This is a genomic window from uncultured Desulfovibrio sp. (assembly GCF_944324935.1).
Classification (GTDB): Bacteria; Desulfobacterota; Desulfovibrionia; order Desulfovibrionales; family Desulfovibrionaceae; genus Desulfovibrio.
This window is the reverse complement of record NZ_CALUYG010000023.1, coordinates 32,359-44,256: the sequence shown is the minus strand read 5'-3', so window position 1 is coordinate 44,256 and position 11,898 is coordinate 32,359. Positions and strand designations below refer to the sequence as shown.

Annotated in this window: 9 protein-coding genes; 4 read left to right on the top strand and 5 right to left on the bottom strand. The window is 67.2% G+C overall.

What is annotated here, in order from left to right; translation table 11 throughout:
- Window positions 1–111 precede the first annotated feature (111 nt).
- The 5 genes from clpB to Q0J54_RS07005 all read right to left on the bottom strand — a co-directional run bounded on the left by clpB (window position 112) and on the right by Q0J54_RS07005 (window position 6,188).
- Complete coding sequence (gene clpB / locus Q0J54_RS07025) at window positions 112–2,730, bottom strand: ATP-dependent chaperone ClpB (RefSeq protein WP_296304749.1); 2,619 nt, start codon at window positions 2,728–2,730, stop codon at window positions 112–114.
- 69 nt (window positions 2,731–2,799) lie between these two features.
- Window positions 2,800–3,111: a chaperone modulator CbpM gene (locus Q0J54_RS07020; protein ID WP_296304748.1), complete on the bottom strand. Its 312-nt coding sequence runs from the start codon at window positions 3,109–3,111 to the stop codon at window positions 2,800–2,802.
- Window positions 3,112–3,123: 12 nt separating this feature from the next.
- Window positions 3,124–4,077: a J domain-containing protein gene (locus tag Q0J54_RS07015; protein ID WP_296304747.1), complete on the bottom strand. Its 954-nt coding sequence runs from the start codon at window positions 4,075–4,077 to the stop codon at window positions 3,124–3,126.
- Between the two features lie 498 nt (window positions 4,078–4,575).
- Entirely contained in the window at window positions 4,576–5,505 is a 930-nt protein-coding gene (locus tag Q0J54_RS07010) for a hypothetical protein (protein WP_296304746.1), read from the bottom strand.
- 137 nt (window positions 5,506–5,642) lie between these two features.
- Window positions 5,643–6,188, bottom strand: a complete 546-nt coding sequence (locus Q0J54_RS07005) for a peptidylprolyl isomerase (protein ID WP_296304752.1) — start codon at window positions 6,186–6,188, stop codon at window positions 5,643–5,645.
- A gap of 243 nt (window positions 6,189–6,431) precedes the next feature.
- Here Q0J54_RS07005 and Q0J54_RS07000 point away from each other — a divergent pair, with 243 nt between their 5' ends.
- The 4 genes from Q0J54_RS07000 (at window position 6,432) to Q0J54_RS06985 (ending at window position 11,863) form a co-directional block, all read left to right on the top strand.
- Window positions 6,432–7,133, top strand: coding sequence for a Bax inhibitor-1/YccA family protein (locus Q0J54_RS07000; RefSeq protein ID WP_296304745.1), 702 nt, complete (start codon window positions 6,432–6,434; stop codon window positions 7,131–7,133).
- 138 nt (window positions 7,134–7,271) lie between these two features.
- On the top strand, window positions 7,272–9,860 hold the full coding sequence (locus Q0J54_RS06995; protein WP_296304744.1) for a ribonuclease R family protein: 2,589 nt from the start codon (window positions 7,272–7,274) through the stop codon (window positions 9,858–9,860).
- A complete protein-coding gene (gene murJ, locus Q0J54_RS06990; RefSeq protein ID WP_296304743.1) occupies window positions 9,860–11,488 on the top strand; it encodes a murein biosynthesis integral membrane protein MurJ in 1,629 nt (542 codons plus the stop codon). Before Q0J54_RS06995 ends, murJ begins: the two co-directional genes overlap by 1 nt.
- A 111-nt stretch (window positions 11,489–11,599) precedes the next feature.
- Window positions 11,600–11,863 (top strand): PxxKW family cysteine-rich protein, encoded by a 264-nt coding sequence (locus tag Q0J54_RS06985; RefSeq protein WP_296304742.1) that lies wholly within the window; start codon window positions 11,600–11,602, stop codon window positions 11,861–11,863.
- Window positions 11,864–11,898: the final 35 nt, after the last annotated feature.

Genomic DNA, 11,898 nt, shown 5'->3' with positions numbered 1-11,898 from the left:
CGGTTACAAGACAACTGTGGAAAAAATGAGGGAAGACGGGGTCTTCTTTGTGTCAACTTTCGTTTGACAATCTGCCACAAAGGGTCGCCTTCCCCCCACAAGCGCATTCATCTACTTGCCGAGATTGACGACTTCACTGAAGTCGAGTTCGCCATCGGCGTTGACGGTCAGGCGCAGGTGCTGGCCGTCGCGGACCTCGCCGCCCACGAGCTTGCGGGCGAGGGGCGTTTCCACATGGTGCTGGACGTAGCGCTTGAGCGGACGCGCGCCGTAGACGGGGTCATAGGCGGCGTCGGCGATGAAGTCGCGGGCCTCGTCGCTGAGGTCGAGCGTGATCTTGCGTTCTTCCAGACGGCGGCGCAGACGGTCGATCTGGAGATCGACGATGCGGCCCACCTGATCGCGGCGCAGCGGCAGGAAGACCACGGTTTCGTCCACGCGGTTGAGGAATTCCGGCCGGAAGTGGTGGCGCAGATCTTCCATGACCTTGTCGCGTGCGCCGGGCTTGAGCGTGCCGTCCTCGTTGATGCCGTCCAGCAGATGGACGGAGCCGATGTTGGACGTCATAATCACGATGCAGTTGCGGAAATCCACGGTGCGGCCCTGGCTGTCGGTCAGGCGGCCGTCGTCCAGCAGTTGCAGGAGCGTGTTGAAGACATCCGGGTGGGCCTTTTCGATCTCGTCGAAGAGCACCACGGAATAGGGCTTGCGGCGCACGGCCTCGGTGAGCTGGCCGCCTTCGTCATAGCCCACATATCCCGGAGGCGCCCCGATGAGGCGGGACACCGAATGCTTTTCCATGTATTCGCTCATGTCGAGGCGCACCATGTTGTCCTCGGTATCGAAGAGGGCTTCGGCCAGCGCCTTGCAGAGTTCGGTCTTGCCCACGCCCGTGGGCCCGAGGAAGATGAAGCTGCCGGTGGGACGGGCCGGATCGGCGAGCCCGGCGCGGGCGCGCAGCACGGCGTCGGCCACGGCGGTAACGGCTTCATCCTGTCCCACCACGCGTTCGTGGAGCTGATCGGCCAGGCGGAGCAGCTTTTCGCGCTCGGATTCCATGAGGCGCGTCACCGGTATGCCCGTCCAGCGGGCCACGATCTCGGCCACATCGTCGGGGCGCACTTCTTCCTTGAGCAGGCGCTGGGCCCCGGCATCCTGCGAGGCCGAGGCGGCCTCGAGCTTCTTCTGGAGATCCAGCAGGGTGGAATACTTGAGCTCGGCGGCCTTGTTGAGGTCATAGTTGCGCTCGGCCTGTTCGATGGCCAGCTTGACCTGTTCGATCTCGCCCTTGATGCGGCGCACCTCGTCGATGGAGCCTTTTTCGCGTTCCCACTGGCTGCGCAGTTCGCCCTGTTGCACCCGCAGTTCGCCCAGTTCGCCTTCCAGCTTTTCCAGCCGTTCGCGGGAGGCTTCGTCCGTTTCGCGGCGCAGGGCCTCGCGTTCAATCTCGAGCTGCATGACCTTACGATTCACTTCGTCAAGGTCGGCGGGCAGGGAGTCGATCTCCGTGCGGATAAGGGCGGCGGCCTCGTCGATGAGGTCGATGGCCTTGTCCGGCAGCTGGCGGTCGGTGATGTAGCGATGCGAGAGCGTCACGGCCTCCACGATGGCCGAGTCGCTGATGCGTACGCCGTGATGCACCTCGAAGCGTTCCTTGAGGCCGCGCAGGATGGAGATGGCGTCCTCCACCGAGGGTTCATCCACGATGACCGGCTGGAAGCGGCGCTCGAGGGCCGGGTCCTTTTCGATGTACTTGCGGTACTCGTCAAGGGTGGTGGCGCCGATGCAGTGCAGTTCGCCGCGGGCCAGCATGGGCTTGAGCAGGTTGCCGGCATCCATGGCGCCGTCGGTCTTGCCCGCGCCCACGATGGTATGGAGCTCGTCGATGAAGAGGATGATCTTGCCTTCGCTCTTCTCCACTTCATTGAGCACGGCCTTCAGGCGTTCCTCGAATTCGCCGCGGTACTTGGCCCCGGCGATGAGCGCGCCCATATCCAGCGCAAAGAGCTTGTGCCCCTTGAGCCCTTCGGGCACGTCGCCCTTGAGGATACGGAAGGCCAGCCCTTCCACGATGGCGGTCTTGCCCACGCCGGCCTCGCCCATGAGCACCGGGTTGTTCTTGGTGCGGCGGGAAAGAATGCGGATGACGCGCCGGATCTCGGCGTCGCGCCCGATGACCGGGTCCATCTTGCCTTCGCGGGCGGCTTCCACAAGGTCACGGGCATACTTGCTCAGGGCCTCGAAGGTATCTTCGGGGTTGGCGCTGGTGACGCGCGCACCGCCGCGCAGTTCTTCCATAGCCTTGCCGAAGGTGGCGCGGCTGATGCCGTATTCCTTGAGCAGATTGCCCAGCGTGCTCAGCTGCGGCACATCCGTCAGCGCAAGGAAGAGATGATCCACGCTGACGTACTCATCCTTCATGCGCCGGGATTCCTTTTCGGCATCGCTCAGCACCTTGCCCAGTTCCTGGGTGATCATAATCTTGGAGGTATCCATGCCCGGGCCGGACACGGAAGGCCGCTTGCGCAGCGCTTCTTCCATGCCCACGGCAAAGGCGCGGGTCTGCACGCCCATCTGTTCCAGGATGCGGGGCACGATGCCGTTTTCCTGCCGCACGAGAGCCAGCGCCAGATGCTCGACGTCGGTCTCCTGATGGCCCATGCCCGCCGCGATGCTCTGCGCCTCGGTGACGGCCTCGCGGGCCTTGTCAGTAAATTTGTTGATGTCCATACCTCTTGCCTCCTTGCCATGCACTCGCTTCGCCGCGCGCAGGAACGCGCCGCGCCGCGGCGAAAAAATCTAGTCGTCCAGCCCGCGCAGGTCGCGCACCCGGCGCTCCAGCTGATCCACCCGCTCGAGCAGGTCCACGATGATGGTCCCGCCCAGCACGGGCAACTCGAAATCGCAGCAGATGCGCTCCAGCTTGCGGACGCGGTAGATGTCCACATCCCGGAACAGGGGCTGCTCCGAAGTCTGGCCGATGTCCAGCCAGCCAAGCGCCAGCAGTTCGCGCAGGCGGTCGGGATCGATGCCCGTACTGGCCACGAATTCTTCCCACACCATGTAGCCGGACGGCGTGGGCAGGGTGATGTTTTTGCGTAACAGGCTCATGTGCGGCCTCCCTTACGAACGATGTTGACGGGCGGAAAAGGCGGACGTTTCGGCCAGCTTGTTCCAGAGTTCCCGCTCGCTGTCGGAGAGCTGCTCCGGCACGCGGATCATAACGCGGGCCAGCAGATCCCCGCGGGCGGCGGCACTGCCGAGCCCCTTGCCCCGCAGCCGGAACTTGCGGCCGGAGGATGTGCCCGCCGGGATGTTGAGTTCCACCTCGCCGTCCAGCGTCCGCACGGGAACACGCGCCCCGAGCACGGCCTCCCACGGGGCCAGCCAGACGTCGCTTTGCAGATTGTCGCCATCCACGCGGAAGTGCGGATGCGGCAGATAGCGTATCCGCAGGAAAAGGTCTCCCGCACTGCCGCCCGGCGCCGCCTCGCCCTGACCGGCCAGGCGCAGCTTGGCCCCCTCGCGGATGCCGGCCGGCACATTGACCTCCAGGGTCTTGGGGCCGCTCCCGGTCTGTATGGTCACGCTGCGCTTGCCGCCACGCGCCACATCTTCCAGCGAGAGGGAAAGCTCGGCCTCCACGTCCCGCCCCCGCCGGGGACGCGCGCTGAACCCGCTGAAGGGATCCGCCCCGAAACCGGCGTTGGTGCGTCCGCCGCGCGAGCCGCGCGCCCCGCCGAAGAGGGTCTCGAAAAAGTCCGAGAAGCCCGCGCCGTCGAAGCCCTGCCCGTTGAAGGAGAAGTGCATGTTCTCGAAGCCCGGCGCGCCCTGAAAATTCTGCCCGTGCTGCCAGTTGGGCCCGAGCTGATCATAGAGCTTGCGCTTTTCCGGGTCCTTCAGGACCTCGTAGGCCTCGTTGATCTCCTTGAATTTCTCTTCGGCCTGCTTGTTGCCCGGATTGAGGTCGGGGTGATACTGCCGGGCCAGCTTCTTGTAGGCCCGGGAAATCTGTTCGGCGGAGGCGCTGCGCTCCACGCCGAGCAGCTTGTAATAATCCTTGTATTCTACTGCCATAGAACCATCCCCCACTGTGGGTTTCTGAGAGAGATGGTAAGACTTTGCCGTGTCGCGTCAATATCCCGACGCCAAAAAAATCTTTTTTTCAAGATGCGACGCATGCGCATGGCCGACGGCGGGAAAGGACCGGCACGGGATGCCGGACCGGCCCTCCCTGTCGCCGGGCGGCGGCCGCCCGGCATCCGGGCATGATCGCCTCCCGGTGGGCAAGGAGGGGAAACCTCTTCGCACACCAAACGAGCCCCCGACGGGCGGCCGGAGGCCGTGCCTGTCAGGCGACGCAGGAGCCCTACAGGCATCGACAGCAGAGCGCGACCCGACGGGCGGCCGGAGGCCGTGCCTGTCGGCGACGCAGGAGCCCTACAGGCATCGACAGCGGAGCGCGACCCGACGGGCGGCCGGAGGCCGTGCCTGTCAGGCGACGCAGGAGCCCTACAGGCATCGACAGCAGAGCGAGGGGCCCTTCCCCCAGGCAGACAATGGCGTTAACGGGTTCTAGCCGGCAAAGGCACGCTGCACATGCGGTTGCAGGAGCAGGCAGAGCCAGGGCAGGAGCAGCAGCCAGAGATGACGGGCCAGGCGGGGCCGGTAGAGCGGCACGGCCCAGAGGCAGGCGGCCAGGGTCAGCATGGCGGCGGCCGGGGCGGTATGGAGGGTCGCCAGGGCCGTGGGATCTTCCGTCAGGCTGCCCAGCGGACGCCCGGAAAGCAGGAAAAGGAGCGGCTGCAAAAGGACGTCACTCCAGCGGTCGATGCAGGTGGGCAAAAGCCCCAGGACCGCCCAGATGCCGCACCAGCGCACCGCCCGATCCCAGTTTTTGCCCAGCAGGAGCGGCGTCCGGGCATTGGCGTAGAGCACCAGCAGGGCCACGCCGCCGGCTGCCGTGAGGTGAGAGAAGGCGATGCCGAAGCTCGCCCCGAACACCAGACGGAACAGGTCGCCGCGGGCCATGCCCTGGGGCGGCGGAGCCAGAACGCCGCCCTGGACAAGGATGAGGCCAAACAGGCACAGCAGCGCCGTGACGGTGAGCAGCATGGGACGGCGGATGGCCGCCCCGTCGTAAAGGCAGGTCTCGTCGGGACGCAGCGAAGGGAACTCGGGCAGGCGGGCGTTGGCCTTCTGCACAAGCGCCAGAAAGAGCGCGGCCAGACCGCAGGCCAGCAGGCTGGCGGCGGTCTGCTGCCAGTGCCAGCGCGGGAGGGTGGACATATCGTCCATCTGCCAGAGGGTCAGCCCGAAATGCAGGAGCAGTAGAGCGACGGAGCACCAGCACAGACGCAGACTCAGCAGGGTAAGGCGGCGCGCGCCCCAGATGGCCAGCCGCCCGTTGCCGCGCCGGCCCAGCGGATAGGTGAGCAGGAGGATGAACGGCATGAGCTCGGCGGCCTGCAGGACATATTTAAGGAGGAGGGTCAGTTCCAGCATGATGCTCGGGGGTAAGGGTGAGAGCGCCGGCTTCCGGGGCCCCAAACGAAACGAAGCCGGACAGTTATCCGGCTTCGTCCGCGGGTTTGCAGCATCGGCGGAGCCGATGGGGGGGAGGGCCGCAAGCCCGTATGCGGCTATTCGACAACGGTTGCCCGCTTGATGATGACGGGCTCATTGGGCACGTCATCATGGTATCCGCGGGAACCGGTAGGGACGGCGGCGATCTTGTCCACCACGTTCTGTCCCTTGATGACCTTGCCGAACACGGCATAGCCCCAGCCTTCCGGCGTGGCGCTGCGGTAGTTCAGGAAGGCATTGTCCCTGGTGTTGATGAAGAACTGGGCCGTGGCGGAGTGCGGTTCGCTGGTCCGGGCCATGGCCACGGTATACTTTTTGTTCTGGAGCCCGTTGGACGCCTCGTTCTTCACCGGGGCGCGCGTGGGCTTTTCCTTGAGATCGGGGGTCATGCCGCCGCCCTGGATCATAAAGTCCTTGATGACGCGATGGAAGATCGTACCGTCATAATGACCGGCCTTGACGTACTGCACGAAGTTGGAGACCGTCATGGGCGCCTTGCGGGCATCCAGACGCAACAGGATGTCGCCGTAACTGGTCTCCAGTCTGACGACGGGATCCGCGCCCGCCGCCGCGGCCGGCAGGGAGCAGCAGAGGCACAGCATGCCTACGCCGAGCAGAACACACAAAGCGATACGTTTGATAGCGGGCATCGGACACCTCGTGAAAAATCTCTTTGCTTCCTTTAGCCCAATCGCCGGAAACTGGCAAGTGCGCGCTGTCCCTCTTTCGTGTTTTTTTTGTGACATCCGCACACAAGGCTTGCCAAGACGGCATTTCGTCTTATATTCTATGCTGACTGAAATTTTCTCGTCCCGACGAGTTTTCCTTTCCCCAACGGAGGTCATATGGAAACGCGTGCTTATTCCAAGGCCCAGAGCAACGTCAGCGTTGCCGGCATCTTCATGGGCCATGTCTACCGCTGGATGACCATCGGTCTCGGCGTCACCGCCTTCACGGCCTTTGCCGTGGCCGGCAGCCCGGCGCTCGTGGAGGCCATCTTCGGCAATTTCCTGATCATGGTCGTGCTCATCGTGGCGCAGATCGGCCTTGTGGTCGCGCTCAGCGCCGCCATCCACAAACTGTCGGCGGGCACGGCCACGGGCATCTTTCTGCTGTATGCCCTGCTCAACGGCCTGACCCTGTCCAGCATATTCATCGTCTACCCCATCGGCAACATCGCCAACGCCTTTCTGACCTGCACGGGCATGTTCCTGGTCATGTCCGTTTACGGCACGGTCACCAAGCGTGACCTGACCGGCATGGGCAGCTTCCTGTTCATGGGGCTCATCGGCATCATCATCGCCTCCATCGTGAACATCTTTCTTGGCAGCAGCATGCTGGACTTCGTCATCAGCTGCGCGGGCGTCATCATCTTTACCGGCCTGACGGCCTATGACACCCAGAAGCTCCGCCAGTTCGGCGAAGCCGCCCCGCTGGACGACGCTTCCGCCATCCGGCGCGGGGCCATCCTCGGCGCGCTGACCCTCTATCTGGACTTCATCAACCTCTTCCTCATGCTGCTGCGCCTGTTCGGCAACCGCGACTAGCGCCGGCCCGAGCGGCAGACTGCCGCACGCAACGTACCCATCTGGCGGGGGCAAGGAACGACCTTGCCCCCGCCATGCGTCTTTTTTCCGTCTGCCGTCAGCCCCGCGCATCCCGCGGCAGGCATCAGGATATTCGTCATGAGCACCCGTCGCCCCCCCGCCCAGCCCGTACGCCCAGTCCGGCCGGCCCTCTCCGATGCCGAAGAGGCCGCTTCCGCCCCCCCGCCTCCCCGGAAACAGGAGCTCGTCTGGCCGCCTGCCGGCGACAGCCCGGCACTTGTGCCCTCCGCATCCGACCTGGCCGACAAGGACGACTGCGAGGCCGGAGACGGCAGCGCCGCCGACCAGCCGGACCGCCTTGCCGCCGACGACGAAGGTCCCGGCGATGACGCGCCGGACGGACGTGTCCACACTTTGCCCCACCGCATCCTGACCGCCCTTGCCCGCCAGCACCGCCCCATGCGGCTGGACGGCCTGCTGCGGGTACTCGGCCTGCCGCGCCGGGCCCGGAAGGAGCTGGAGACCGCCCTTGACGGGCTGGCGCGCGAGGGCAAGGCCGTACGCCAGCGTGGCGGACTCTGGTCGCGGGCCGACAGTCTGCGGGAGGTCCGCGGCCGCTACATGGCCCTGCGCAGCGGCGCGGGCGGCTTCGTCACGCCGCTCGATGCGCGCGGACAGGTGAGCGGGCCGGATGTTTTCATCCATCCCCCGCAGGCCGGGGAAGCCTGGCACACGGACATGGTGCGGGTGCTGCTGGCCCCGCGAGGGCGGCAGGTGCGCGGGCGCAGCCCTGAAGGCCGCATCGTGGAAGTGCTGGAACGCGGCTGCCGCCAGCTGCCGGCCCATGTGCTGGACCGGGCGGGCGGCCGCCTGCACTGCCGGGCGGCGGACAGCCGTCTGGATGTGTCCTTCAGCGTGGACATGCCCCCGGCGCTGGACACGCCGCCGCCACGCGGGGCGCTCGTCCTGCTCGAGCCGGAACGCCGTCTGGCCTCCGATCTCTGGCAGGCCCGCCTGTTGGAGGTCATCGGCCATGAGGACAGCGTGGCCGTGCAGGAAAATCTGGTCAAGCTCAACCATCAGGTCCCGCTGGCCTTCCCGCCCCGCGCCGAAGCCGAGGCGCTGGCCCTGCCTGCCGACCCCTCGGCCGGGGACATGGCCGGGCGCGAGGACTTGCGCCCGCTGGTGCTGGTGACCATCGACGGGGCCGACGCCCGCGACTTCGACGACGCCATCGGCGTTGCGGCCCTGCCCGACGGCTGGCGGCTGCGCGTGGCCATCGCCGACGTGAGCCACTATGTGCGCCCGCGTACGGCGCTGGATGCGGAAGCGCTGGCGCGCGGCAATTCCTGGTATTTCCCCGCCTCGGTGGAACCCATGCTGCCCCCGGCCCTGAGCAACGGCCTGTGCAGCCTCAATCCCGGGACGGACCGCCTCTGCCTGACGGCGGACGTACGCATCGACAGGCGGGGGCTGCCGGTGGACGCGCGTTTCTTCCCGGCGGTCATGCGCTCCGCAGCCCGCCTCACCTATGAGGAGACGGAAGCCGCCCTCGTGCGCCGGGAGCCCGACGCCCGCGCCCGTCTGGAGGCCCTGCCGCGCGGGGACGAGATCGTCGCCATGCTGGAGGAGGCCTTCCGTCTGTACGAGGCCCTGCATGCCGCGCGCACCGCACGCGGCAGTCTGGACTTCGACCTGCCCGAAGCCCGGTACGACCTGACGCCGGACGGGCGTCTGGCCGGCATCGGACGGCGCGAGCGCCTCACCGCCCACCGCCTCATCGAGGAGTGCATGCTGGCGGCCAATGAGGCCGTGGCGCGTTTCCTCGGCGGCACGACGCCGCAGGGGGCGGCGACGCCCTTCCTCTACCGCGTGCATCCCCGGCCCGACGCCGAACGGCTCGAGGCGCTGTTCGCCTCCCTGAAGGCCATCGCGCCGGAGCTGCTGCCGGCGCGGCCGGACGCGGCCTCCCTGCGGGGCATCCTGGAGGGGGTGCGGGAGACGGATCAGGAATTCCTCGTCAACCGCCTCTGCCTGCGCGCCATGCCCCAGGCCCGCTACCAGCCGTGGAACGAGGGCCATTTCGGCCTGGCCTCCCCGGCCTACTGTCACTTCACCTCGCCCATTCGCCGGTACGCGGATCTGCTGGTGCACCGGGCGCTCAAGCAGAAGCTTGGCCAGAGCGCGGGCAGCGTGCCCGGCGGACAGAAACTGCTGCGGGTGGCGGATCAGCTCAACCGCCGGGAGCGCGAAGCCCTGGAATGCGAGCGGGAGATGGCCCGGCGGCTGGCCTGCATCGCCCTGCGCGACAGCATCGGCCGGCGTTTCGACGGCGTGGTGTCCGGCGTGACCGAGTTCGGCGTCTTCGTGGAACTGGAGAGCATGCCCGTGGAGGGCATGATCCGGGTCGAGGATCTGGGCAACGACTGGTTTTCGCTGGACGAACGCCGCCATGCGCTGGTGGGACAGCGCGGCGGCGTCATCTGGGCGCTGGGCCGGCCGGTGGCGGTGCGCCTTGCCGACGTGCATACCGGACGGCTGGAGATCCGCCTCGTGCCGGCTGACGCCGGGCTTGACGCGCGCGGCCGTCCCGCCGGACGGCGCCCCTTCTCCCGGCAGCGCCGCGCTCCGCGCGGCAATGAGACCGCGCCGCGTCGCGTCGACCGGTCGCCCCGGCGCACTTCCCAGCGACAGGAGCGACGGCAAAAATGCGGGAGGAAAGGCTGATGGGCCTGCTCTCCGGCAGTCAGCGCATGGGCGCGGCGGCCCTGCTGCTGGCCGCCAGCACCATTCTCTCCCGCCTCATGGGCCTCGTGCGCGACAAGATCATTTCCTGGCAGTTCGGCGCGGGCAGCGAGGCGGACATGTACTTCGCCGCCTTCATGGTGCCGGACATCATCAACAGTCTGCTGGCCGGGGGGATCATGTCCATCACCATGCTCCCCCTGCTGTCCCGGCGCTTCGCCGAGGACGAGGCGGACGCCTGGCGCTTCTTTTCCTGCGTCTTCTGCTGGATGCTCCTCGCCTCGCTGCTGGTGACGGGCGCGGGCATGCTGGGGGCCGAGCCCCTCGCCCGCCTCACCGCGCCCGGCTTCGACGCGGCGCAGGTCGCGCGGCTGGCCTTCTTCATGCGGATCATCCTGCCGGCGCAGGTCTTCTTCCTCTGCGGGGCCTGCATGACGGCACTGCTCTTCCTGCGGCGGCAGTTCCGCGTCCCGGCCCTGACGCCGCTCATCTACAACGGCAGCATCATCCTCGGCGGGCTCTGCCTGCCGTGGTGCGCCCAGGCGCTCTCCCTGCCGCCGGAGTGGGAGCTCGGCGGCATGAGCGGCTATTGCGTGGGCGTGACCGTCGGGGCGGCCGTGGGGGCCTTCTGGCTGCCCTGGCGGGTGGCGCGCGCCCAGGGACTGCATCTGGAATGGCGGCTCGCCCATCCGCTGTTCCGGCGCTTCCTGCTGACGGCCCTGCCGCTCATGCTGGGCCAGACCATCATCCTCATGGACGAACAGTTCCTGCGCCTGTTCGGCACCATGCTGCCCGACGGCAACGTCAGCCTGCTCAACTACGCCCGCCGCATCACCCAGGTCCCGGTAGGTCTCATGGGGCAGGCCGCCGCCGTGGCCTCCTATCCCTTCCTTGTGGCGCTGGTCACCAGCGGCGAGCGGGAACGCTTCGACAGCACCCTTTCCACGGCCCTGCGGGCCAGCGTCGGCCTGATCATCCCCGCCGCCATCTGGCTGGGGCTGGCCGCCCGGCCGGTGCTCGCCGTCATCTTCCAGGGCGGACGCTTCGGCGCGGCGGAAACGCTGGCCTGCACGCCGCTCCTCCAGATCATGCTGGCCGCCACGCCGCTGTGGATCATCTACATGGTGCTGGTGCGGGCCTTCTATGCCGGCGGCGACACCCTCACCCCGGCCGTCACCGGAACCATTATGACCGTACTGGCCCTGCCCTGCTATTATTTCTGGGCCGTGCCGCACGGGGCCTGGGCCATCAGCGCCGTCTCCAGCCTGAGCGTCAGCGCCTATGTGCTCTGGCTCATGGCCATCTGGCGGCGGCGCAGGGGCGGCGGCGCCTTTGCCGGACTGGGAAGTCTGGCCCTGCGCGTGCTGCTCTGCGGCCTGCCCGCGGGCGCGGCGGCCGCCTGGGCGCAGGCCCTGCCCTGGGGCGCGTGGTGCGCCGCATGGCTGGGCGGACCTCTCCCGCCGCTGGTCGACGCCCTCCTGCTGCTGGCCGTGAGCGGCGGCCTGTTCTGCCTGCTCTTTGCCGCCCTTGCCTGGCGGCTGGCCCCGGAAGTGCTTGCCCCCGTCCTGCGCCGGCTGCAACGCCGCGAACAGGTGAAGCCCGCCCCCTGAGATGGTCGAGCGGCGGGCTATGCGGAATTCCCCTTGACAGGACAGGGATTTTTACTATAGTTGCCCATTCCGAAGAATTACCAGCGCCGCGGCGCTATGGAGGTACACAGTATGACTGCTCTGCAGAATGCCGTCAAAACGGCTGATGGTGTGGCTGTGAACGGCATCACCGTTCTCCCCGTGGTGGAAAAGTGCGAAGGCTGCGATCGCGTGCGGGAGTTCGAAGGCCAGAACTTCTGCTCCAGCTACCCCAATCCCGAACGCAAGTGGGCGGGCGGGCGCTGCAACTTCGCCACCCATGTGAAGGTGCAGGTGGCTGCCGCCGCCAAGGTCAACCCCCTCAAGGCGTCCAAGCGCGCCGCCAAGGGCCGCTAGACCGCCCAGTTTTCCGTGTCGTCCCTCCCGAGGGG